Source organism: Planktothrix tepida PCC 9214 (genome assembly GCF_900009145.1).
Lineage (GTDB): Bacteria > Cyanobacteriota > Cyanobacteriia > Cyanobacteriales > Microcoleaceae > Planktothrix > Planktothrix tepida.
Genome location: NZ_LN889782.1, coordinates 1348720 through 1373348, shown reverse-complemented (window position 1 = coordinate 1373348; position 24629 = coordinate 1348720). Strand labels below are relative to the sequence as shown.

Genomic DNA, 24629 nt, shown 5'->3' with positions numbered 1-24629 from the left:
CCCCTGTTCCCTGTTCCCCGTTCCCTGTTCCCTCCTAGATATGAATTTTTAATTTTTTAGTAAACCTATGTTAACCAGCGTTGAACGCCTTTTATTTGTCAGGGGTGTCCCGATTTTTAAAGAATTGCGAGACGATTTTTTAGTACGTCTAGCATCGGTAATGGATGAATTATCCTTCCCCGAAGAACATAGTATTTTTACCGAAGGTCAAGAAGGGCGCGCACTCTATATTGTCGTCTCTGGACGGGTGCGAGTTCATATTGGCGATCGCAATTTAGCCGAGTTAGGAAAAGGAACCTGCTTTGGCGAAATGTCTTTATTTGATGCCGAACCTCGTTCAGCCACTGTGAGCACCTTAGAACAGTGTGAATGTCTGGTGTTAACGCAAATGCAGCTTTATGATGCCATTGATGAAACTCCGGGTATTGCGATTAATATTATTCGCCTCTTATCTCGACGAATTCGAGAACTGAATCAAAAGTTAAATGCTCAAACTCCAACCCCCACTGTAGAAGGAAATAAAATAGTAGAATTGCGACCCTCAGCCGGATAATCTGTTAACGCAAATTGTCAGGAGAAGAACAAGTTAAAATCCTCTATGTCTACGATTGAAAACAATTGGTTTCAGTTAGCAATTCGTGTTAAAAGCTCTGTCATTCCAGCCATTATGCCCCGTGTAATTTTATGCACAACATTGGGCATTCTAGTTTCTATATTTCATATTTATGGTTTTCTACTCCCTACTGAAGCATTGAGCTATTTAGTTTTTCCAGATTTAGTTCTCGGTTTATTATTAGTTTTTAGAACCAATACGGCTTATGATCGATTTTGGGAAGGTCGGAAACTGTGGGGAACTTTAGTCAATACCGTTAGAAATTTTGCACGTCAAATTTGGTTAATGGTTCCCGAAAAAGAAGTCAGTGAGACTGATGATAAAATTGCGATATTAAAATTATTAGTTGCTTTTGCCGTCGCTACAAAAATTCATCTCAGAGGAGAAAAAATTAATTCTGAAATTGAAGCTTTAGTGTCTCCAGAACAATATAAAAAACTAAAAACCATGAATCATCCCCCTTTGGAAATTGCCTTTTGGATAGGCGATTATTTACAAAATCAAAATAAAAAGCATCATCTGCATATTTATCAATTGACTGCTTTATATAAACTCCTAGATACTATGGTGGATGTTTTAGGAGCTTGTGAACGTATTTTAAAAACTCCGATTCCTTTGGCTTATCAAATTCATCTGCAACAAATTTTATTAATTTATTGTTTAATTTTACCGTTAAAAGTTGTCAATAATTTAGAAGCATTTACAGGGTTAGTGGTGGCAATTATCAGTTTTACCTTACTGGGAATTGAAGAAATAGCCCGCCAAATTGAAAATCCGTTTGGTTATGACGAAAACGATTTACAGCTTGATGCCATTTGTCAAGCCATGTTAAGAAATATTGAGGATTTAGTCTCTCTCCCTCCCAGTGTTAAAACCTATGATCCAGATCTAAAAGCTCCCCTTGATGGAGATAACTTGATCACCCTTCCCGAATAAAAATAAAGGCTCTTATCCTTCAATAATCCGAAAAATGAATGGATAAGAATAGGGTTTATCCGGGTTAGAAACCACAGAAATAATTGCCAAAATGGGCATAATAAAACTAACGAGGGCTAAAACCAATAATAAAGGAAATCCAATTAATAGAAAGGTGAGAATCCAGAATACAAATCCATAAATGTATAAATTAATATGAAAATTTAACGATTCTCTCGCGTTTGCTTTAACAACCGGATCTTTGGAGAAAAATAAAATGCCAATGGGAATTCCAATGGCGACTATCGTAGCACTAAAGAAAATTGCACCATGACTAAATGCTGATAAAATTAGCCGTTGATCTCGATCCATGTCTAACGCTCCATGAAAACTCAATAACCCCTTCATTATAACTCAGTTAACAATTTAAGGGGGCATGAAAAACAACCGTAGGCAAGGGATCTGAACAAACCAGGGAAAAGGACGATCTTTTATATAATAATTACAGTATTTATAAAATTTAAAGGCATTTTAAACTGACAGTGACTTCTAAAATTTGGCTATCTTTGTTAAAACAATATCGAGCGATCGCGGTTATCCGCGCTCCTAAACGGCAACTGGGAAAACAAATGGCACAAGCAACCGCCGCCGGAGGAATGGGGTTAATTGAAATTACTTGGAATAGTGATCAAGCTCCTGAATTAATTGCAGAGTTACGTTCTGAATTACCTGACTGTGTGATTGGAACCGGAACTTTATTCACCGTTGAAGATGTCAAAAATGCGATCGCATCGGGTGCTCAATTTCTATTTTCTCCCCATACTAACCCGGCAATGATTCAAGCCGCAAAACAAGCAGAAATTCCGATCATTCCGGGTGCTTTATCCCCTACAGAAATTATCACAGCCTGGCAAGCAGGAGCCAGTTGTGTGAAAGTATTTCCAATTTCTGCCGTTGGCGGTGTGGATTATCTTAAAAGTATAAAAGGGCCGATGGGAAATATCCCTCTGATTCCCACTGGAGGGGTAACGTTAAACAATGCCGTTGCCTTTATTCAAGCCGGAGCGATCGCGGTAGGACTAGCCGGAGATTTATTTCCCCCTGCTGTAATGGTAGAACAAAATTGGGATGCGATCGCGCAAAAAACCCAAATACTCCTGCAACAGTTATCCGAAATTTCCAATTAAATAGGTGAAGCGATAGGGCAAGGGGAATCAAAATTTGTTGCCAATCCCCTTTGACAATTTTCGGTCTTAGAATTACCCTGTAATTAAGAGAAATTAGCAAGGATAGCGTCGCGATCCGGTCATCAATCTCTAGGGATTTGAACCTCTAATTCTATCTAATCCCCCAACCCATTCATCTGAATTGAATTCAATAAGAGGAGTAGCTCATGAAAACCCCAAACTCTTTCATAAAACCCATCGTTTTTTCCCACTTTAACTCCTTCAATCCGTTTAATTATACCCCCATTTTTTCTTTAAAAAAATTCCAGCCTTTAGGAATTTTAGCAACGGGGGCAATTCTAACAGTTATGGTAGGATTAACCGAAGGAAATTTAGCGATCGCCGATGAAGAACACAACTTAATTGCGCGTAATATGATGGAATTACAGCAATCCTCAGAACGCTGGATTTTAATAGATTTATCTCGACAACGGTTAATTGCTTGGGAAGGAAATCAACCCGTTTATGCGGTGATTGTTTCCACCGGAAAAGCGGACACCCCCACCCGTACCGGAGTCTTTAAAATTTATACCAAATATGAAACGACCCGTATGACCGGCCCAGACTACGACGTCCCGGATGTTCCCTACACGATGTACTACGATGGAGGGATGGCAATTCATGGAGCCTATTGGCATAATTTATTTGGGACTCCGGTTTCTCACGGTTGTACCAATGTTGCAGTCAATCATGCCAAATGGTTGTTTGAATGGGCATCGGTCGGAACCCCCGTTATTGTGCATGACTAACTATGCGAATTATTGCGATTGCGGATATTCACGGTTGTTCAATGGCGTGGGATACTCTCATGTCGATGATTCAACTTCAAGCTGATGATTTAATCATTACCTTAGGGGATTATGTTGATCGAGGGCCCGATTCTAACGGGGTACTCGAACGATTAATCACCCTCCACAGAACCGGACAGTTAGTGGCGTTGCGAGGAAACCATGAAATTTTAATGTTAGAGGCGCGGAATTCTCCTAAACAGTTTGATGCTTGGTGTAAGTGGGGGGGATATGAAACCTTAGCTTCCTATCCAACCAGCCAAACAACAACCGATTTAGAAAATATTCCCCCCCACCATTGGGAATTTCTGGAAAAGAGTTGTGTAGACTATTGGGAAACAGAAAACCATTTTTTTGTTCATGGGAATGTTGACTCCCAACTTCCCTTAAATCAGCAATCTACTCAGCAACTCTTGACAACTAAATTTTATTCGGCTAAACCCCATATTTCAGGAAAAACCATGATTTGTGGTCATACCCGTCAAAAGAATGGTAAACCTCTGAATTTAGGCTATGCCATTTGTATTGATACTTGGGTTTATGGGAATGGTTGGTTAACAGGTTTAGAGGTTAATAGCGGTAAAATTTGGCAAGCTAATCAAATGAGTCACTCTCGAACGGCTTGGATTGATGAATTTAAACCCTCTAATTCCAGTAGAAGATTGTTTACGATTTCATAATTAGAAACCCAAAAATTTCTATGATCTTAATCCCTATTTTATCGAGGTTATTCCCTGTAGGAATTATACTGACCTTGGGATTATCCAATTGTGCTGTGATTTCTCAAGGGTTTGAACCCGTTTCCTCTAGTTCTTCTCCCTCAATACCCCCTGAAGTTCAAGATTTCACAAATTTATGTAAAAATCGCTCTAATCTTTCCTCAGACGTTGCAAAAACTATTCATGAATTATTAAAAAAATTAGAGACTACCGATTGTTTACAAGCGAATCAAACTTTATTAAATCTGACCGAACTCAATCTCAGTAATACCTATATTTCTGACCTAACTCCCTTAAAGTTTTTAGTTAGTCTAAAAACCCTAAATTTAAACTCTAATCAAATTTCTGATTTAACCCCCCTTTCCGCCTTAACTGATTTAACCCAACTGCATTTGAGTGCTAACCAAATTGTTGATATTCGTCCGTTATCCTCCTTAACCCAGCTAACTCAATTAGATCTCAGTGTTAATCAAATTTCTGATCTGACTTTCTTATCTAATTTAACCAATCTTACCGACCTAGCATTATTCAAAAACCAAATTTCTGATCTGAGTCCCTTAAATACATTAACTCAACTTACGCGACTTCAACTATTTACTAATCAAATTGCTAATCTCAGCCCTTTAGCCAAGTTAACCCGTTTAAAAGAACTGCATTTAGATTCAAATCCCCTGGGTGATATTCGCGCTTTAACCCCTTTAAAAAACTTAACAGAACTGCATTTAGATTCCACTCAAATTAAAGATATTCAAGCCTTATCCTCCTTAACTCAGTTAGATAAACTGTATTTAAACTCTAATCAAATTTCTAACTTGAGTTTCTTAGAAAATTTAACCCAACTGACTGAACTTTATATTAAATCTAATAAAATTATCACGATTCCTTCTTTAGAATCCTTAACCAACCTCAAAATTCTAGCGTTAAACGCAAATCAAATTTCAAGCTTAAATTTTTTAGCAACTCTAACCCAATTAAATAAACTGTACCTTACATCTAATAATATTCAAGATATTAGTCCTTTATCCAACTTAACCAACCTTCAAGAACTTTATCTCAATGATAATCAAATTTCTAACCTGACTCCTCTATCTTCCTTAAAAAATTTAGTGGTTCTTGATTTAAGCCAAAATCAAATATCCGAATTAAAACCCCTCTCCCCTTTAAGGAATTTAACTCAACTCAATATTAGTTCAAATCAAATTAAAAGTCTTGACCCGTTAGCGTCTTTAACAAATTTAACAGATTTGAATGCAAACCAAAATCAAATTATTGATATTAAGTCTATCTCTTCCTTAAAAGCCCTTAAAACCTTAGATTTAAGTCAAAATCAAATTAACAGTTTAAATTCCCTCTCTTCTCTGAAGAATTTACATACAGTTTCCTTGCAAAAAAATAAAATTTCAGAAGTCAAATCCTTATCCGGGTTAAACCAGTTAAAAGAATTGAACTTAATCGGAAATCCGCTTTCAAAAAAAGAATGTCCCGTTTCTCCTGAATCCATTTGTTTGTTTTAAACGTTTACCCTTTATTTGTTTATGACTGTTAATTTTTCTCATCAATGGCAACCTTTTGCACTACTGCTGATTGATGTTCAAAATGATTTTTGGGAACCTCAACTCCAAGCAGCCTTTCCCGAATTTCCCAACAATATTCGTCGCCTGCTCAACTTTTGTCGCCAAGAAGAACTAGAAGTGATTCATTTACGCGAAGTCTTTGAACCGAATGGCTCTAATTGGCTACCCCGATATCGTTTGAGAGAACGTGCGATTTGCATTCGAGGAACATCCGGTGCTGAGGTATTAGATTGGGCGAGGGAACTTCCAGGGGAAAAAGTCTTTGAAAAATACACTTTAGATGGATGTCAAAATACCCAACTCATTGATTATCTTCAGACAAGAGGCAAACGTTTTTTACTCACCGCCGGATTAGCGACTTCTGTGTGCGTTTTGTTTACCGCCGCTTCAACTGCTCAATTGGGATTTTTAACCGTGATGATTTCTGATTGTTGTGCCGATTATCCAGAATCTCACGCGATTACCCTTAAGCGTTATTTAAACTATTTATTAGAGGTCGTGACCTTGGAAGAAATTCCCTCCTGTTTAGAAACTTGGCACTCTCAAATTCAACAACTGGAGGCTCAAATTAACAGCGTTGAGTAATACCCCGCAGAGAATCCATTAAACTACTATATTCCGAAGGATTGAGCACACCCGCGCTATAAAACTGAGCCAAACAGCTATTAATTGCATTAAAGGTTGACTCTCGTTCTACCCAACATTTTCCGCCACTGAGAGCATCTTCGGCAGATGAATAGTCTTCGCTGGAGGTCAAATACCCGCCATAAGGAAGAATAATTTGCCATTTCCAGCGATGACGGACACTTAGCGCGGAGATTAATAAGCCGTAATAGTCCTTGTGCATCGGTATACTGCTAAAAAATTTTTAACAATTCTTTAAGGATTGTATTACACTTCTTAAAGAATTTCAACTCTTTTTAGAGTTATGTTAAAAATGAGTATATGTACAGATTGACATTCAGAAAACAAATCATTTGTCTGTATTCAAAAATACAGATCGTTGTTACAGATGAACTTTTTTCAAGGATGAAGATCTCGTCTTATTTTATTTACATAAAGAAAAAAATATAAAAACTTTAATCCCAATCCTTAAACAAAATAGAGATTTTTACTCAAACAAATCGTCAGGAATATATCAAGAAATGTAACGTAAATATTAAAATTCTTAATATACTTTAAAAAACCCCGTTAATTTCGCTATATTCTTTTAAGAAAGATATCAAAGCCGATTTACAAAATCAATCTCATGAAACACATTGATTCCGGTTATCTCATACCCTAATCCGGTCAATTTTTGTGTTAAGCAATGCCTTTTTATTTCCCCTTGTACTGATTTCTTTATGAGCTTAAATTTTAAATTTGCCGTTGTCAGTGATTTGCATATTGCCCTACCCCAGACCATTTGGGATCATCCAAATCGCTTTCATTTAGTTGAAGTGAGTATTCCTGCTTTAGAACTGGTATTAGAGCATCTAGGACAGTTAGATTTAGATTTTCTCCTCTTACCCGGAGACTTAACCCAACATGGAGAACGAGAGAATCATCAATGGTTAAGTCAACGGTTAAGCCAGCTTCCTTACCCAGTTTATGTTATTCCCGGAAATCATGATCTTCCTGTCTTAGAAAGTCAGAAAAATTTAATCGGTTTTAGGGAATTCCCTCAGTATTATCGTTCCTTTGGATATCAACAAACTCAAAGTTTAGATTATACCCAGGAAATTTTACCCGGTTTACAATTAATCGGATTAAATTCTAATCATTTTGATGCCCAGGGTAATCAAATCGGTTGTTTAAGAGAAGAACAGTTAGAGTGGCTAGAACAGGTTTTATTTGATGTCAAAAATCAATTGGTTTTCGTGATGATTCATCATAATGTGATTGAACATTTACCTGGACAAGCGACAAATTCGTTGGGACGACGCTATATGTTAGAAAACGCCCCTCGCTTTTTGAATTTATTAAAACAAGCCGGAGTGCAGTTAGTTTTTACCGGACATTTGCACGTCCAAGATATTGCCCAATGGCAAGGAATTTATGATATTACAACGGGATCATTAGTCAGTTATCCCCATCCCTATCGAGTCATTCATGTCAATACAAATGCTCAAGGGAAACCTGTATTGAAAATAGAATCCCATCGGATTACCGCCGTTGAAGATTGGCCAGATTTACCGTTAAAATCAAGAGAATGGATGGGTGAGCGTTCCTTTCCTTTTATGATGAAATTATTAACGAATCCACCCTTAAAATTAACCGTTCAAGAAGCTGAGAAATTAGTTCCTCATCTCCGCTATTTTTGGGCAGATATTGCTAACGGAGATGCTCAATTTAACTTTGAAGTGTTTCCACCGACTGTTCGCCGTTACTTTGAAGGATTTAGTGCAACGGATCAGATTGATAATTTTGCTCAGTTAATCTTATCCTAAAAAAAGTTCAGGACTCAGGGACTAAAAGTTAATAATTTCTTTCCTGTTCCCTGTTCCCTGCTTTGCACGCTCGCCTGTCGAAGTGTTCCCTGTTCCCTGTTCCCTTAAACATCAAAATAATCTGAAAGATTACTGCTTTGGGCTAACAATTTATCTAAGGTATCAAATTGAAACCAGAAAACAAGATTGCGGTCGGGGAACGTTTGAACTGTTCCAATAACGGCTAGTGAATATTTAGGAGATAACGTTCCTAAGAGTAACTGTCTGAGATTTCCTTCTTTATATTTAGGAATCATATAAGTAATTCCATATTCACATAGGGTGCTAATGACTCCCATAATCCCATTATAAAAAATATTACCAACTTCACTAAAAATGGCTTTTTCAAACACATCTTTATCTAATTTTCGCCGCTCTTGATTGTCAATTAAATCAATTAACATCCCGGCAGTGGATTTAGGAAACATGAGTTGACTATTTCCTTGAAACTCTCCAGTAAATACCAATTCCATTGCCTTGAGATCCGTTGAACCTAACTGTTTTTCCAGTTGAAGCGTCAAATGCTGTGGGGGAAATATATCCAAAGAAAGTAATTTTAATTTTATCGGGGATCGAGTAATTGTTTCTAGCATCGAATCAGCCCGATCAATGCCCACTTTAAATAATTGTTCCAAGACTAAAAAATGTTCTGAATTTCGCTTCATAAATTTTAAAAACTGAATTTTTACTCGATAGGTTGGTACAACTCTTTATTCCTCTTTTGATCATCGTAGAAAGGTTAATTTTTCCTTTGCCGACAAATGCCAAAGACCGAGGTATAACCATGCAAAAATGTTCCATTTCCAACCGGGCCAATCTCACCATTACAGAAAAAGCCACTCAGAGGAATGTTCAAATACCGTCGGAAGAGTTCAGAATCAAAGTTAGGTTCCCCATAAAGTCCCTCTCCCCGTCCTAAACAAGAAAACATTAACGCCGCCGCATTGGTCATTTCTTCGGGAAAAGAAGAAGCTTGTCGTTGATAGCGTTCCATTAACAATTCTAAATCTTCTGCGGAGGTGCGAGAATCGCGCAGGTGAAATTGAATCCGTTGTCCTGGACGAACGCGATCGCCAATGGCAATGGCCCCAGCCCTAGGATCAACCCCAATTAAATTACGGATTAAAAAATCTCCCGGTTCTAATTTTTGTTTAAATTCATCCCGCACAACCCCAACAAACAGGGAATTTTGAGCAAGTTGTCGATCTTCTTCGTTTAAGTCCTGTACTAGGTCTTGCAACGCTTCTAAGGGGGATAAACGCACGGATACCCCAGAAGAAGCCATTTCCAAATCCGCATCCTCTGCTTGAGTTTCCACTTCTAAGACAATATTGCGTTCCCCTTGGGTGACTCGATAGGGATAGCCAATGGGACGGCAACCTTGGGCAACAATGGTTTCAATCACAATATTCCCGTGCAAGGCTAAACCGACAATTTCTTCCGAGTACAGTCGGGAACCACAAAACACTCCCGTTGTTCCTCCCATGACACCCGTACTGGCCAGTCCTCCCACTTTCACCGAACCCGGATAGGCATAATCTAAACCTTGCAAAAAATCATTGATTTGACCGAAATACGGATCAACGAGAACAATAAATTGCGGCTGATCTTCCGGTTTTACCCCAATTAAGTCCACCCACTGATCCGGGGGACTATCCAAATCGGGTAAATCGTCGGCGGATAAATGAAACGGATGAACTTTAACATCAGGCAAATGGGCCAACATCAAACTGAGAGCAGGTTCTCCCTCGATTTCTTGAGCTTGGTGCCTAGAATTCATCCCTACAACCCCCCCAGCACCACAACCAATCAAAGTGGGAAGACAAAGCTGTTCTTGGAGTAACGGCATTAATCTGGAATAGTCACTAGCAAAGGCAGAGGAAATAAAGACTAAGCCTAAATCTGGAGAAGCGCGTAGGTGATCTTGAGCTAGTTCCACGACTTCCTTAATCGCCGCTTCTAATGAAGGACGTTGGGATAAAGCACTAACCCAGCGCATCGGTTTGGTTGTCGATTCTGCCATTTTCGCCCTCCCTGAATAGTCTGCTCTCTTGTGTTAAGATAGCAGATTGTGTAGAAATACAGCAGATACACTATTTCTGACCGTTGCCATCTGGGTTAGCTCAAGGGTTGCAAATGTCAAAGAGTGACCCAATCTGGCATAATTTATTGATCTGTAACACAATTAGTTCAACGTCAGCAAATCTTAAAAAATCCAGCTTGAAGTTGTGGTTAGATTAAGGCTGATGTATTACAGTGAGGGGGGAAATCCAAACTTTGGCTGCACTGGGCAGTAAAATGGACACAGTGAGTAACCCTTGCTTAATGTTCTAAAGTGGGATTAGAACCTGTACTTAGTAGATTGGATTTAACGAAAGGTTTATGAACAACATCAACGAACTCATCGAAAAAGAACTGGAAGAAGCGCGTGCAGTCTGCGATGTTAGCGGCGCCACTTCTAAAGAATGTGCAGCAGCTTGGGATGCTGTGGAAGAATTACAAGCGGAAGCTTCACACCAAAAACAAGAAAAACCCAAAACCTCTTTCCAAGTTTATTGCGACGATAACCCCGATGCTGCTGAATGTCGGCTTTATGAAGATTAATCAACCGTTTGATCAGGGAAGAACTCTTCTCTAAAGTTTGCTGATTGATAAGCAACTGGGATTTAACTAGAGTTAACCCAGTTGCTTAATTTTTATAATATTGGGTTTGATGATTCAGAATGTTCAATCCTTTACTGGCTGTACAATCTCCTTGGATTCAACCGTTCGTCTGGATGGATTATCGATTAGCGGTTATCTTTACAGTTATCCTGCCGTTAGTAATCTCCATTTGGGCGTTTGTTGGGAAAGTAGAAGCGATTCAACGGTTAATGGTTATCTATTGGCGTGTTGCTAGTTTGTTAATGATTACCGTGTATTTAATGATCGCTGCTCTGCCAATTAGCTTTCTTTCCTCAATTATGGCACGGATTTTAATTCCGATTAGCCTTTGGTTTTGGGCGGATCTCAATGAAGAAGTTTCAGAAATGCCAGCTTCAGCCATCAAGTTAGTTTTTACTGCTTGGCGGTGGGCTGTGACCGTTTATAATAGTTTAGGTGCGATCGCTTTAGTTCCTTTTCTACATTGTGCATTTTTTAAAGGTCAAAAAGAATTATTAGCTGATCCAAATTGTCGGATCTGGTTAGATCCCCCTTGGTTATATAAAGCAACCTTTCATCCCAACTTAACTGAGCAGTTTTTAGGCTTTTTAGCTTTAGTGGGTTTAGCATTTTATATTCTGTGTTTAGGTTATTTTGTATTCTTTAAATTAGGAAAACAAGGACGTTCAGCTATGGGGTAAACTAATCTTTTAGGGGTGGATTTTAGGATATTTTAGGTTAACGTGTTGAACCCACCCCTATGAGGAAAGCCACCAGGGATATTTTCTATTTAGGTCAGAAAGAGTAAAGACAGAGAAAATCATTGATCAGGCAGCTTTTTTAACATACTTTTCCAATCGTTTTAACCATTCCTGCCAATAAATAATTAATTGTTTCCGTTCCATCAGAAATTCTTCTGCATCTTGATCTGGAAGTGCAACAATAATCAAACCGTTAGAAATTTTAGCACCAAACAAACTATCTCTGTAATAGCGATTAATTGCACCTCCATAAGCAACCAATTGTAACGGCTTATCGTAAAGTTTTCTGATTTGCTGTTTCGGTTGTTCAGCCGTTGTCAATTCAATAATACAGGGAACATCTTGATAACGAGCAACTAAATCAACTTTCCCAGCATATCCTTCGACATAATTTGGCACAACTGTCTCAATTAACTGTACATCGCTGAGTTTCTCTAAAACCGATTTCAGACTATAACAATAAGGTTGAATTAGGCTATCAGCAACAGGAGATAACCCTTGTAAATAGTCCTTAACCCACTGATGCAATAATTTTCCTCGGCGACGACTCGTTGAAGTCATACGAGTTGCTTCTGTATTTCCTACCTTATTGCGCCAATTAGAAAGAGTCCCAACAGACTCAATAGGTTGTGTAGCCTTCAGTATGGTAGTAACGGATGGTAGCCGAATGCCTTTTTCGTCTTGGTAGTAAACCCGTCCATTAATGTAGGTTCTTTTCATAAAAACCATCTCCAAAAAATTGCTAAATTCAATGTCGCAATTTTGTTTTGGAGATATCTCTCAAGTTAACGCTGACTTAGACTGACTTAGGCTGACTTATCTACAATCTTCAATTTTAGGCTGCTCTTTAATATTATTCTTATTCCCGAATCAGTAATATTAGAGTAGTCTTAACTATAGTTTTAGGCTAGATTAGAAAGACTGGATTCGCTTTCAAGCTATGGAGAAATTGGTTAATGTCGCTACCCCGTGAATTTTTAATGGAAATGGCTCGTAAATATGATCTTTCACCAGAGCAAGAGGATGCTTTTGTAATCTGGTTTAATAGTAAAAAGACAGAATTAGAGATAGCAACAGAACTTCATATTTCTGATACGGCACTTCGCACTCGAATGAGTCATGTTTACAAGAAGTTTAGTATTAATGGCAAAGGCCCAGGGAAATATGGTCGCTTGCTCAATTTTCTAACTACTGAGTATCAAAAATTTAAGGTTTCTGACTCTCAAACCTCTAATCTGTCAGAGGATGAGCTAAATGATTTAGTGCAAGAAGTCCGCCAGAAGTGTTATGAAATAATTCAAGATCAATGTGGTACAATGCGATCGCTCACGATGTCACAACCCATTGATGTCAGTGACCTTTACACTAACGTTAATGTTCTGGAAAAAATTACCAGTCATCGACGATGCGAAATTGATGAACTGTTGCAAGACTGCAACCCTGAAAACTTTGATCGCGTTGGGCTGGGTAGAATAACTGAAAAAGCGATATCAGGACAAGAAGCGGTTAAGAAATACTCAAAATTGATGGTATTAGGTAAGCCAGGGTCAGGAAAAACCACGTTTTTAAAATATTTAGCTATCCAATGTAATCAAGCTAATTTTAAAGCTGAACTTGTGCCAATTTTTATTACACTCAAGCAATTTGCAGAAGTCGCAGAAAAACCGAGCTTATTGGAATACATCACCGAGATATTTTCTGATTATGATGTTTCTTGTGAACAGGTATCTATTCTTTTGAAACAGGGGAAGTTACTAATTTTATTAGATGGTTTGGATGAAGTAAAAATAGAGGATAATAGCCGTGTTATCAAGCAAGTTCGTGATTTGTCGGAAAAATTTCGCCAGAATAAATTTGTAATCACTTGTCGAAGTGCAGCGAAAACTTATAATTTTGAGAAATTTAGAGAGGTTGCAGTTGCAGATTTCGATAATAAACAGATTTTTACTTTTGTTCAAAACTGGTTTCAACTTAACGATCTTGGAAATTTCTATGAATTTATTCAAGAACTTGAACAAAATAGTCGAATTCGAGAATTAGCAACTAATCCACTGCTTTTAACGTTACTATGTTTAGTTTTTGAAGACTCACTCAAATTTCCGGCTAATCGTTCAGAACTTTATGAAGAAGGAATTAATATTTTACTAAAAAAATGGGATGAAACACGAAACATAGAACGAGATCAGGTTTATAAAAATCTATCATTACAGCGTAAAAAAGATTTACTAAGTCAAATTGCTTTAACAACATTTGAGCGAGGAGATTATTTCTTTAAACAAAAAGAATTAGAGCAGTATATTTCTGATTATATTCGCAATTTACCTGATGCTCAAAATGACCCAGAAGCTCTACAACTGGATAGTGAGGCGATATTGAAATCAATTGAAGCGCAGCATGGGTTATTGGTGGAGCGGGCGCAAAAAATTTACTCTTTTTCTCACTTAACATTTCAGGAGTATTTCACAGCTAAAAGCTTTGCGAAGTGTACAGATTGGCCAAACTTAGTTAGCATCAACCATATCACTGATCCAAGGTGGCGTGAAGTATTTTTGCTGATTACTGGGATGTTAAAGAATGCTGATGAGCTATTGAGGTTAATAAAGAAAAAAATTGATGTTTTGGTAGCTGAAGATGACCATTTACAAGCATTTCTAATATGGGTTCAACAGAAATCTAGTTCAGTTAAAGTTCCGTACAAGCTGTCAGCCATACGAGCATTTTACTATGACATATCTCTTTCTCTGGATGCTGCTTGCCTTAATCCTAACCCTTATATTGACCTTTTTGAGGAGTGCTTCGACTCTGAGATTGCCGTTTCTCTAGGTCTTAATCTAAAGCATGATGCTGTAAAGCATAGTGATATTAACCTTGATTTTGAGCTTTGTCGTATCCTCGGCGATGCCCCCGCTTTTATCAATGACTCTGAACTAGAATTTGAGCCTGAACTTAAGTATTTACTGCTTGAAATAAGCAGTAAAAAACCTGATTACTATCTTACTTTTGACTTAGATGCCTATCAATACTGGTGGGATGATAGCGTTCGACATTTAGTAAAAAAATTAAGATATGCAATCATTAAATATCGAAACGTTGGTCATTATTGGGATTTTAAAGATTCACAAAAACACCTTTTAAATCAATATTACAATGCTAATAAATTATTGATTGATTGTCTCAATAGCGGTTGTAAAGTATCGCCCAACGTGCGTAATGAGATTGAGCAAACATTATTATTACCAATCTCTGAAATCAACCCTAGATGAGCTATAGAAAGCCTAATCAGAAATCCATTTTATCGTAGGGGTGAGGCGCGCCTCACCCTGACACAGAAATTTAGATTCATATCTTAATTATCGTTTCTAAAATCAATTTAGGATTGCTATCATCGCACTAAAAATGTAGAATTCGGATGTTTACTCTACTAAGTTATTTTTAAACTAATATGCCCTACAATCCACAAATTCATCATCGTCGTTTTATTCGTTTAAAAGGATATAATTATACTCAACCAGGAGGATATTTTGTTACAATTTGTACAAAAGAAAAACAATGTTTGTTTGGAGATATTGTTCAAGGTGAAATGCGATTTAATTCTTTAGGTGCGATCGCTTTTAATACTTGGCAACAAATTCCTGAAACATTTCCTCATGTTGAATTAGATTATTTTGTCATCATGCCTAATCATATTCATGGCATTTTAATCTTTCATGAAATCCTTTCAGATCCTCAATTCCCCGTAGGGGCGAGGCGCGCCTCGCCCCTACACCGGACATCATTATCACAACTAGAAATCTCAGCAAAATCAACACAACAACCTCATGGTGCTGCCCCAAAATCCTTGGGTGCTGTTGTGGGTTGGTATAAATCTTCTGTTTCTAAATTGATTAATAGAATTTGTAATAATTCCGGTCAAGGATTAATTTGGCAACGAGATTATTATGAAGAAATTATCCGAGATGAAAGGGCTTTAAATCATATTAGAAAATATATCGTTGAAAATCCTGCCCGTTGGGATGACGATCCAGAACATCCCCCTTTAAATCCCATTAAACCTGAATTACTGATTGATCTACCCTTTTAATTAAGGCTCATCCTTGAACCCAACCCGTAGGGGTGAGGCGCGCCTCACCCTGAAATCTCTTATAACCTCAACCCCCACCCCAGAATTTTTGACCCCGTTGGGTTTAAATGTAACAAGATGTAACGTATAATCAGGAAAAACATTAAGAAAACATTCAGAAGGGTTATTGATGCGAGTTGCGATCGCTGGAGCAGGTTTAGCGGGACTGGCTTGTGCCAAGTATCTCACCGATCTTGGTCACACTCCTATCGTCTTAGAACGACGGGACGTTTTGGGGGGGAAAGTCGCAGCCTGGAAAGATGAAGACGGCGACTGGTACGAAACCGGGTTGCATATTTTCTTCGGGGCCTATCCCAATATGTTGCAGTTATTCAAAGAACTGGACATCGAAGATCGGCTGCAATGGAAAGAACATTCCATGATCTTCAACCAACCGGAGAAACCCGGAACCTATTCCCGGTTTGACTTTCCTAATCTCCCAGCCCCCTTTAACGGAGTAGTGGCAATTCTCCGTAATAACGATATGTTGACCTGGCCGGAAAAAATTCGGTTTGGTTTAGGGTTAATTCCCGCCATGCTCCAGGGTCAAAAATACGTCGAGGAGATGGATAAATATTCTTTCTCAGAATGGCTGAAACTCCACAACGTTCCGCCAAGGGTTGAGAAAGAAGTGTTTATTGCCATGTCTAAAGCTTTGAATTTCATCAACCCTGATGAAATCTCCTCAACGGTGATTTTAACGGCTTTAAACCGTTTTCTCCAAGAAAAGAACGGTTCTAAAATGGCATTTTTAGACGGTTCTCCCACGGAACGGCTGTGCCAACCTCTGGTAGATTACATCACAGAACGCGGCGGAGAAGTGCGTCTGAATGCCCCGATTAAAGAATTTTTACTCAACGCAGATGGAACCGTCAAAGGCTTCTTAATTCGCGGGTTAAACGACACCCCTGATCAGGTGTTAACGGCTGATCTCTACGTTTCTGCCATGCCCGTTGACCCCCTGAAGGTGATGTTACCCCAACCTTGGCAAGAAATGGACTATTTCAAACAGCTAGAGGGGTTAGAAGGGGTTCCGGTGATTAACGTGCATTTATGGTTTGATCGCAAGTTAACAAATGTTGACCATTTGCTGTTTTCCCGTTCTCCCTTACTCAGCGTCTATGCAGATATGAGTAATACCTGTAAAGAGTATTCCAATCCTGACCGTTCTATGCTGGAATTGGTATTGGCTCCGGCAAAGGATTGGATTAGTAAATCGGATGAGGACATCGTGGCAGCGACGATGGCAGAGTTGGAGAAACTCTTTCCAGAGGAAATCCCCCACCCCGCTAAATTGCTGAAATCCCACGTCGTGAAAACGCCGCGTTCCGTTTATAAAGCGACTCCTGGGCGACAAGCTCATCGTCCATCCCAGAAAACGCCTATTCCTAATTTCTATCTGACTGGAGATTACACGATGCAGCGTTATTTGGCCAGTATGGAAGGGGCTGTGCTTTCTGGTAAGCTGACAGCACAGGCGATTCAAGAAGATTTGACTTCGGATCGTTTTTTGGCTTTGTCTGCGCCATCGGCTAACGTTGCTTCCCCAAGTCCTATTCCTTCCTAGCCCATCCATCGTCGGTCAGCAGAACAACGAATGCTACAACTTTCTAAATCTCCGTGCATGAGAACTCTGGCATCACTGGAAGACTCCTATGAACTCTGCCGTCAGGTTACTGCGGAGTATGCCAAGACATTTTATTTAGGCACTCAATTGATGCCAGAAGCCAAGCGTCGGGCGATCTGGGCGATCTATGTTTGGTGCCGTCGGACTGATGAGTTGGTCGATGGGCCAATGGCAGCAACAACAACGGAGGAAACCTTAGATCGTTGGGAAGAACACCTGGAAGCTTTATTTGCAGGGCATCCTAGGGATGATGTAGATGTGGCAATGGTGGATACCCTGGGTCGTTTCCCTCTGGATATTCAACCCTTTCGAGATATGATTGCGGGTCAACGCATGGATTTATACCGCAACCGATATCAAACCTTTGAGGAGTTAGAATTGTATTGTTATCGGGTCGCGGGAACAGTGGGGTTAATGTCAACGGCGGTGATGGGTGTTGCTCCTCCGGTGATTACTCCTTGGAATCCTAACCCAGAAATTATAATTCCGAATCAAGAAGCGATCGCATTAGGAATTGCTAATCAACTCACCAATATTCTGCGGGATGTGGGGGAAGATGCGCGACGAGGACGGATTTATTTACCCTTAGATGATTTAGCCTTATTTAATTATACAGAAGAGGATTTATTTAAGGGAATTGTTGATGATCGTTGGCAGGAATTAATGCGCTTTGAAATTCAGAGGGCGCGAAAATTCTATGCAGAAGCAGAACGAGGAATTAGCATTTTAAGTGAGGATATTCGTTGGCCGGTTTGGGCAGCATTAGTGCTTTATCGGCAAATTTTAGATGAAATTGAACGCAATGAATATGATGTTTTTAGCAAGCGGGCTTATGTTCCAAAATGGCGGAAAATGATGGCATTACCTGTGGCCCTATTAAGGGCCAAAGTGTTATAGAAGGGAATAGGAAACCGCAAAGAAAGTCTCCTGTTATTCTAGTTTGATGGTTTTATTGATGTCCTAATCCCTCTTTNCTCAGGGTCAAATTTTTGATTTCCCCAAAATTTTTATGTATGGGATTTTGCCACAACCTATTTAGGATTGCTATATAATTTTTAACTACTCGCAATAGGCTAAAATAATTTTAGCAGACTATCTTATTTTGATGGTTTTCGTTATAATACCTTAAAAGTAATCCAACTTGCTATGATTTTGATATGAATTTTAATCAAACTAATATTATTATTACGGGTGGTTCTAGTGGAATTGGGAAAGCAACGGCTCAATTATTAGCAAGCCTCGGTGCAAATTTAACAATTATTGCTCGAAATCAAACCACTCTTGACCAAGCTCAAACGGAAATTGAAGCGGTAAAATTATCTCAAAATCAGAAAATATTTAGCCTTTCGGCTGATGTTTCTGTACGGGAAGAAGCTGAAAATTCAATCAAAAAAGCGATTAAACTTTTAGGGAGCGTTGATATTTTAATTTTATCAGCAGGAATGGCTCATCCCGGTTATTTTCAAGACCTTACCCTAGAAATATTTGAACAAACAATGGCTGTAAATTATTGGGGATCGTTGTATTGTATTCGAGAAATTTTACCTACAATGATCCAACAAAAACAAGGTAAAATTGTTCTCATTTCGTCAGGAGCCGGATTAATTGGAATTTATGGTTATACAGCCTATAGTCCGACTAAATTTGCTTTAAGAGGATTAGCAGAATCGTTGCGAGGAGAATTAAAGTCCTTGGGAATTCAAGTTTCTATTGTTTATCCGCCCGATACAAATACATCTCAATTATTAGCTGAAAACCAGACAAAACCTTCAGAAACCAAAGCCATTACCGGAACAGTTAAACCTTGGGAACCGGAAGATATTGCTCAAGAGATTATTAAAGGGATTAAAAATAATGATTTTGCGATCGCTCCTGGATTAGAAATGAAACTTTTAAATTTTTTACATAGTTTACTATTCCCCGTCTTAAATCGTTATTTTGATCATTTAATTCAGAAAATCAAAGGTTAAATAATGTTTAAGTTTAAAAAATTAAATCTAAATTTGTTAATTTCGAGATTATCATTGATATAATGATTCCAGATCATCGATCAATTTCAGGGAATTAGCCTTTTTTATTATCCTATCAATCCTCGGAGGTTTATGTTTGAGCCATTATTTACAACTCATCCAGATGATCATAATCCCTTAAGCCCCATTCGTCCTCGTAAAGGTGTGATTATTGGTGCTGGACAAGTCGGGATGGCCTGTGCTTATTCGTTATTAATTCAGAATTGCTTTGATGAACTAATTTTACAAGATATTAATCAAGAAAAAGCCGTCGGAGAAGTCATGGATTTAGTTCATGGGCTCTCCTTTATTGAACCCACGCAAGTAACAGTCGGAACTGTTGCTGATGTAGGACGAGATGCAGATTTAGTGATTATAACAGCCGGAGCCAGTCAAAGACCTGGAGAAACTCGTTTAGATTTAGTCGGACGAAATGTAGAAATCTTTAAAAAATTAATCGGAGATATTGCTGAATATTGTCCGAATGCAATTTTATTAATTGTTGCTAACCCGGTTGATATTATGACCTATGTAAGCTTGAAACTTTCCGGGTTTCCAAGTTCTAGGGTAATTGGGTCAGGAACAGTTTTAGATACTGCCCGTTTTCGCTATTTATTAGCAGAAAAATTGAAACTTGATCCCCGCAGCATTCATGCTTATATTATTGGTGAACATGGGGATAGTGAAGTTCCGGTTTGGAGTAAAGTTAATGTGGCGGGAATGAAAATTTGTGATGCAGACTGGGAAGGATCTCCTTCCTATGAGCATGAAGAATTACAGGATATTTTTCAGCAAGTTAAAAATGCCGCCTATGAAATTATTCAACGCAAAGGATATACTTCCTATGCCATTGGTTTAGGGGTTACGGATATTGTCACAGCTATTTTACGAGATCAAAATCGAATTATTACCGTGAGTCGTTCTGTTCAAGGATTATATGGTCTTCCTGAACTTTGTGTAAGTTTACCTGTTTTAGTCAACCGCAAAGGTGCAACTAAAATTATTAATCTTTCGTTGACCGAAACCGAAGAGAAACAGTTGCAAAACTCATGCAAAGTGTTGTATGAAATTATTGAAAAACTTCATTTATAAACATCACAGAGCCAGAAAAAGAGATACCGCTTCATTGTTTCCCCCAGCTTAATAGTAGGTAAAAAATAATGTTCAAACCTTTACAAAATCGAACAAAAATCGTGGCAACGATTGGCCCTGCTAGTAAATCGCCAGAAGTCATCCGTCAAATGGTGAATGCAGGAATGAATGTGGCTCGCTTAAATTTTTCTCATGGCAGTTATGAAGATCATGCAGAAACCGTAAAATTATTGCGACAAGTTTCAGAAGAATTAGATACTCCGATTACGTTATTACAAGATTTACAAGGGCCTAAAATTAGAATTGGATATTTACCTTCGGAAGAAATAGAATTAGTCGATGGAGAATTATTAACCTTTGTTCCTGTTGATGAATTTGAGAACAAACCCAATACTGTTCCGATTGATTATCCCTATTTAGCTGAAGAAGCAGAAACGGGAGCGCAAGTTTTACTGGATGATGGATTATTAGAATTAAAAATAGAAGGAATTCAGGGAAATGCGGTTCAATGTCGCATTATTGAAGGGGGAACTTTAAAAAGTCGTAAAGGGGTGAATTTACCCAGTTTAACGTTGCGTCTTCCCTCCTTCACGGAAAAAGATGAACAAGATTTAGACTTTGGAATTTCCCAAGGAATTGATTGGGTTTCTTTGAGTTTTGTGCGTCGTGCTGAGGATGTTCAAGCATTAAAAGCGTTATTAGTTGAAAAGGGAGTGCCGGAGATGCCAGTGATCGCAAAAATTGAAAAACCTCAAGCGATCGCCAATTTAGAATCCATTATTAATGAATGTGATGGGTTAATGGTAGCACGGGGAGATTTAGGAGTAGAAATGAACCCGGAAAGAGTCCCCATCTTGCAAAAACAAATTATTCGGATGTGTAATCAAAAAGGCATTCCGGTGATTACAGCCACCCAAATGTTAGATAGTATGATTCACAATGCTCGTCCAACTCGTGCAGAAGCCAGTGATGTTGCTAATGCGATTATTGATGGGACGGATGCTGTTATGTTATCGGGAGAATCCGCCGTTGGCAAATTTCCGGTTAAAGCGGTACAAATGCTCTCTAAAATTGCTCATGATGTCGAACCAGAAATTGAGTTTAAAAATTATCCTCCGGCTCTGTCGGATGAAACTCATGCGTTAACAGAAGCTTTAAATACGATTGATAAAATTCTGAATTTAAAGTGCATTGTTTCCTATACCAGTACCGGATACACCGCAACTTTAGCAGCCGCAGAACGACCGAAAGTTCCGGTTATTGCTTTGACTCCCGACGCAGATGTTTATCACCGTTTAAACTTAGTTTGGGGAGTTAAACCTGTTTTATTACAACATCACGTCAATTCTTTTGAAGGATTAATTGATCTGGCTCAAGAGAAATTATTACAACGACAACTCGCAGAAATTGGAGATAAAATCTTAATTGTGGGCGGAATTCCAGCAAATACTGCCAGGGGTACTAATTTCTTAAAAATTCATACCTTGAGTGATTAAAAATCCTTTATCCCTCTCCTAACGGGGGAGGGGTTTAATCGAATCTAATTTCATTAACCCTGCGGTTGAGATAGGGCTTTAAGTGCAGCAAATGATTATTTTTCCGCTTCTTGAGGCGTTGATTGTCGAACTAATTCTAGGGAAGAACCAATAATAAAACCCATAGCCGCGCCTGCTAGAGCGTAAGTCCGAGGTGCTCTCGACTGACTATAACCCAAGTCTAAGGATGGGCCGATGTTACAGCATTGATATTGTTTTTCACTATATTTAGAGGCTCCGAGTCCCGCAATTGTACCGACTAGCATCATCACGATTCCCGAAAAAATCACAAGTCGCATATTCATCATGATCCTCCTTGAATAAATCTAACTCTCAGAAATTGTACTTACATTGACAGACAGAATAATTCTGTTGCACTTTCAATCTGAACTTAAAATTTAATGTAATAATAACCTTCTATTTTAAAAATAGCTCTATTTTTCCGTTTTTTAATGCTATTTTTAATTTATTTTACAAAACTTTAAAAAACTTGATTAAAATTCGTTAATTCGAAAGGCTGAATTTCTGAATTCTGAATGCTTTTCGGTAGGATAGATAACTCTGATATATTAAAATGATATATTGAAAATCTGAATTTGTCTATGTAACCCAAAGTAATAGGAGTCACGCCAATCAGGTGATTGGCAAAGACTGATGCCGTTAATCTAGAGGGTAAAATCTCCTCTACCCTCTTCTACTATTATTTTTATTGACAGCCTTCAACAGAAAGGGTGTAACTATATCCTAATGCTTTAATGCCTCCAACATTGACATTAACTTGATAAGGTTGACTATCGGGTCGGGGAGTTCCACTGATTTGTTGTGACTGATTGGGGTCAAGTTGAATATTTCCTTCAAAAGCTTGGTCAGCCGTATCATCAGCATATTTCAGAAACATTCTAATTTGAAATGTACCCCTATCATTCGATAAAGATTGAATCGTTGCAACATACTCAGTAAAGGGGGCATTGTTTGGAACAATAAAATCTGTATCCCAGTTCCCTCGATACCCCACAGGAATGCGGGGAATACTTCCAGCATTGGGGGCGGACACTTTTTTAGTAACGCTTGTTCCTTCCCCTTTAACAACCGTTAAAGGCGTGCAGGTTTGAGCATTGACAGATAAACTAACAGAAAGTAATGCAGTTAAGATACCCAAGGACAATAGAGGTCGAATCATTATTTTTATAATAGATTTGATGATAATTTTATCAGCTATTTAGCGATTAAGTATTCATCCGTTCATAAATAGCAGAAGCAGCCGGAGAGTAACGGGTAAGGTAACTAAAAATCCAGAATTTGATGCAGGAATCAATAATCACAGGAACCGTCGCAATAAACGCATTAATGGCTACTGGACTTTCGGGTAGTCCAAAGTGAGCTAAAACCCCTGCTAATAAAACTTCCCATCCTTCGGCGGAGTGAAAACCGACAAACATATCAGTAATCAAAATAAACAAAAATACTTTTAAAGGATCACTTAAATTTAAAAAAGTTCGATTAGAAAAACTTCTGACAATTGTGATTTTAGTTCGATTAAAATACACTAATCCCACAAAAGTTAGTAAAGCAACACCATCAGATAATATATTTTTCCACCCATTTAAAGCTCGATTACGAGATTGTTGCCAAATTTCAATCGCTTTTTCCGATAGCTTTTCCTCTTTCTCAACCTCTGACAGTTTGGGTATTACCCCTAATAACTGTTGAATTTCCAGACCTTCTTTAAAAGCTGAATATTCTCTTAAAAACTCCTGTCGAATTTCTGCGTTTAGTTCGATTTTAGTTGGATTTTTATTACTATAATTTCCAAGCATAGGTTCAAAAATGATAGTTTTTACAGTGACTTGAACCAATAAAGGAATTAAGAATAAAATTATTAACCAACGCATTGCTAATTTATCTTGGATGCGTCTAATTCTTAATTCTTGAACGACTTGTTGTTCATAATTGGGGGGAAGTTTTTGACCTCCGAACAAACCCCAATTAAACCAACTTTTAGTTTGAGATTGACGCGAAAGATTAGATTGAGCAGCAATCACAGCCGGATCTAAAGTTAGGGTGCTGGCTGACTCATCTTTTTCTTGTTTAACTTCGTCAGCAGTTAATCCCATCAGAGTTGAGGAATTGATCGTAGGATTAGCTAGATTTTCGATTAAGATATCCTCAGACTTTTCTCGATATTTTTTAACAATAGAATCAATAAAATTGAGTTTTTCTATAATTTCAGATTCAGGTATTCTAATAGATTGAGACGTTTCCTCATCGATAGAACTTTGAGGTAATAAAAAACTATTAATTTTAAATTGGGCTAAATTAAATCGAATGTTGAAAAGATGGCGATTGCATAAACTTTTAACAAAATCAACCATCGTTTTTTGAGAGTCAGAACGATAATCAATAGGATTTCCTTGAAAATATTTCTCCTCTAAAGCTTTAATTTCTTCAGCACTTTGATAAGCGGATTCTAAAAGTTTAATTTGCCTTTGGTTCAACCAGTGATTAAAATTGAATCGGCTAAAATTTCGATTCATAACTC

General features: G+C 38.2%; 25 protein-coding genes. 17 read left to right on the top strand and 8 right to left on the bottom strand.

Annotated elements, in window-relative coordinates:
- The first annotated feature begins 67 nt into the window (after positions 1 to 67).
- A complete protein-coding gene (locus tag PL9214_RS09025; protein ID WP_072718411.1) occupies positions 68 to 553 on the top strand; it encodes a Crp/Fnr family transcriptional regulator in 486 nt (161 codons plus the stop codon).
- 45 nt (positions 554 to 598) lie between these two features.
- A complete protein-coding gene (locus PL9214_RS09020) occupies positions 599 to 1549 on the top strand; it encodes a bestrophin family protein (protein WP_072718410.1) in 951 nt (316 codons plus the stop codon).
- A gap of 12 nt (positions 1550 to 1561) precedes the next feature.
- Here the strand turns inward: PL9214_RS09020 and PL9214_RS09015 are convergent, their stop codons facing one another.
- Complete coding sequence (locus PL9214_RS09015; protein ID WP_245824202.1) at positions 1562 to 1936, bottom strand: DUF4870 domain-containing protein; 375 nt, start codon at positions 1934 to 1936, stop codon at positions 1562 to 1564.
- 134 nt (positions 1937 to 2070) lie between these two features.
- On the opposite strand from PL9214_RS09015, the gene PL9214_RS09010 reads away from it, so the two are divergent.
- From PL9214_RS09010 to PL9214_RS08990, 5 genes are all read left to right on the top strand, one after another.
- Complete coding sequence (locus PL9214_RS09010; protein ID WP_072718409.1) at positions 2071 to 2715, top strand: bifunctional 4-hydroxy-2-oxoglutarate aldolase/2-dehydro-3-deoxy-phosphogluconate aldolase; 645 nt, start codon at positions 2071 to 2073, stop codon at positions 2713 to 2715.
- Positions 2716 to 2921: 206 nt separating this feature from the next.
- Complete coding sequence (locus PL9214_RS09005; protein WP_083579933.1) at positions 2922 to 3503, top strand: L,D-transpeptidase; 582 nt, start codon at positions 2922 to 2924, stop codon at positions 3501 to 3503.
- A gap of 2 nt (positions 3504 to 3505) precedes the next feature.
- Entirely contained in the window at positions 3506 to 4222 is a 717-nt protein-coding gene (locus PL9214_RS09000; RefSeq protein WP_072718408.1) for a metallophosphoesterase, read from the top strand.
- A gap of 20 nt (positions 4223 to 4242) precedes the next feature.
- Positions 4243 to 5775 (top strand): leucine-rich repeat domain-containing protein, encoded by a 1533-nt coding sequence (locus PL9214_RS08995; RefSeq protein ID WP_072718407.1) that lies wholly within the window; start codon positions 4243 to 4245, stop codon positions 5773 to 5775.
- A gap of 21 nt (positions 5776 to 5796) precedes the next feature.
- Positions 5797 to 6420 (top strand): cysteine hydrolase family protein, encoded by a 624-nt coding sequence (locus tag PL9214_RS08990; RefSeq protein WP_072718406.1) that lies wholly within the window; start codon positions 5797 to 5799, stop codon positions 6418 to 6420.
- Here PL9214_RS08990 and PL9214_RS08985 read toward each other — a convergent pair.
- Positions 6404 to 6682 carry a hypothetical protein gene (locus tag PL9214_RS08985; RefSeq protein WP_072718405.1) on the bottom strand — a complete coding sequence of 93 codons (279 nt, stop codon included), beginning with the start codon at positions 6680 to 6682 and terminating at the stop codon, positions 6404 to 6406. The two genes, PL9214_RS08990 and PL9214_RS08985, sit on opposite strands and share 17 nt — an antisense overlap.
- 496 nt (positions 6683 to 7178) lie before the next feature.
- On the opposite strand from PL9214_RS08985, the gene PL9214_RS08980 reads away from it, so the two are divergent.
- Positions 7179 to 8264, top strand: coding sequence for a metallophosphoesterase family protein (locus tag PL9214_RS08980; RefSeq protein ID WP_072718404.1), 1086 nt, complete (start codon positions 7179 to 7181; stop codon positions 8262 to 8264).
- A 104-nt stretch (positions 8265 to 8368) separates the two neighbouring features.
- On the opposite strand, the gene PL9214_RS08975 is transcribed toward PL9214_RS08980, so the two are convergent.
- Both PL9214_RS08975 and PL9214_RS08970 read right to left on the bottom strand, forming a co-directional pair.
- Entirely contained in the window at positions 8369 to 8968 is a 600-nt protein-coding gene (locus tag PL9214_RS08975; RefSeq protein ID WP_072718403.1) for a hypothetical protein, read from the bottom strand.
- A gap of 74 nt (positions 8969 to 9042) precedes the next feature.
- Positions 9043 to 10302, bottom strand: coding sequence for an FIST signal transduction protein (locus tag PL9214_RS08970; RefSeq protein ID WP_072718728.1), 1260 nt, complete (start codon positions 10300 to 10302; stop codon positions 9043 to 9045).
- Positions 10303 to 10685: 383 nt separating this feature from the next.
- Between PL9214_RS08970 and PL9214_RS08965 the strand changes: the two genes are divergently transcribed.
- Together PL9214_RS08965 and PL9214_RS08960 are read left to right on the top strand one after the other, a co-directional pair.
- Positions 10686 to 10907 carry a Calvin cycle protein CP12 gene (locus PL9214_RS08965; RefSeq protein ID WP_072718402.1) on the top strand — a complete coding sequence of 74 codons (222 nt, stop codon included), beginning with the start codon at positions 10686 to 10688 and terminating at the stop codon, positions 10905 to 10907.
- Between the two features lie 119 nt (positions 10908 to 11026).
- On the top strand, positions 11027 to 11647 hold the full coding sequence (locus PL9214_RS08960; protein WP_072718401.1) for a DUF3177 family protein: 621 nt from the start codon (positions 11027 to 11029) through the stop codon (positions 11645 to 11647).
- Between the two features lie 126 nt (positions 11648 to 11773).
- On the opposite strand, the gene PL9214_RS08955 is transcribed toward PL9214_RS08960, so the two are convergent.
- Entirely contained in the window at positions 11774 to 12427 is a 654-nt protein-coding gene (locus tag PL9214_RS08955) for a hypothetical protein (protein ID WP_083579932.1), read from the bottom strand.
- Between the two features lie 236 nt (positions 12428 to 12663).
- Here PL9214_RS08955 and PL9214_RS08950 point away from each other — a divergent pair, with 236 nt between their 5' ends.
- From PL9214_RS08950 to pyk, 7 genes are all read left to right on the top strand, one after another.
- On the top strand, positions 12664 to 14970 hold the full coding sequence (locus PL9214_RS08950; RefSeq protein ID WP_072718399.1) for an NACHT domain-containing protein: 2307 nt from the start codon (positions 12664 to 12666) through the stop codon (positions 14968 to 14970).
- A gap of 179 nt (positions 14971 to 15149) precedes the next feature.
- Complete coding sequence (locus tag PL9214_RS08945) at positions 15150 to 15788, top strand: transposase (protein WP_072718398.1); 639 nt, start codon at positions 15150 to 15152, stop codon at positions 15786 to 15788.
- A gap of 169 nt (positions 15789 to 15957) precedes the next feature.
- Positions 15958 to 17394 carry a 15-cis-phytoene desaturase gene (pds, locus tag PL9214_RS08940; protein ID WP_072718397.1) on the top strand — a complete coding sequence of 479 codons (1437 nt, stop codon included), beginning with the start codon at positions 15958 to 15960 and terminating at the stop codon, positions 17392 to 17394.
- A 30-nt stretch (positions 17395 to 17424) separates the two neighbouring features.
- The gene (gene crtB / locus PL9214_RS08935) at positions 17425 to 18351 is read left to right on the top strand and encodes a 15-cis-phytoene synthase CrtB (RefSeq protein ID WP_072718396.1); all 927 of its coding nucleotides are present in this window, start codon (positions 17425 to 17427) and stop codon (positions 18349 to 18351) included.
- 260 nt (positions 18352 to 18611) lie between these two features.
- Complete coding sequence (locus PL9214_RS08930; protein WP_072718395.1) at positions 18612 to 19424, top strand: SDR family oxidoreductase; 813 nt, start codon at positions 18612 to 18614, stop codon at positions 19422 to 19424.
- A gap of 132 nt (positions 19425 to 19556) precedes the next feature.
- On the top strand, positions 19557 to 20555 hold the full coding sequence (locus PL9214_RS08925; protein WP_072718394.1) for an L-lactate dehydrogenase: 999 nt from the start codon (positions 19557 to 19559) through the stop codon (positions 20553 to 20555).
- A 68-nt stretch (positions 20556 to 20623) separates the two neighbouring features.
- Positions 20624 to 22051 (top strand): pyruvate kinase, encoded by a 1428-nt coding sequence (pyk, locus tag PL9214_RS08920; RefSeq protein ID WP_072718393.1) that lies wholly within the window; start codon positions 20624 to 20626, stop codon positions 22049 to 22051.
- A gap of 95 nt (positions 22052 to 22146) precedes the next feature.
- Here pyk and PL9214_RS08915 read toward each other — a convergent pair whose 3' ends face one another.
- The 3 genes from PL9214_RS08915 to PL9214_RS08905 form a co-directional block, all read right to left on the bottom strand.
- Positions 22147 to 22389: a hypothetical protein gene (locus PL9214_RS08915; protein ID WP_245824201.1), complete on the bottom strand. Its 243-nt coding sequence runs from the start codon at positions 22387 to 22389 to the stop codon at positions 22147 to 22149.
- A gap of 407 nt (positions 22390 to 22796) precedes the next feature.
- Positions 22797 to 23270, bottom strand: coding sequence for a hypothetical protein (locus PL9214_RS08910; protein ID WP_072718391.1), 474 nt, complete (start codon positions 23268 to 23270; stop codon positions 22797 to 22799).
- Positions 23271 to 23316: 46 nt separating this feature from the next.
- Positions 23317 to 24624 carry a hypothetical protein gene (locus tag PL9214_RS08905; protein WP_072718390.1) on the bottom strand — a complete coding sequence of 436 codons (1308 nt, stop codon included), beginning with the start codon at positions 24622 to 24624 and terminating at the stop codon, positions 23317 to 23319.
- Positions 24625 to 24629 lie beyond the last annotated feature (5 nt).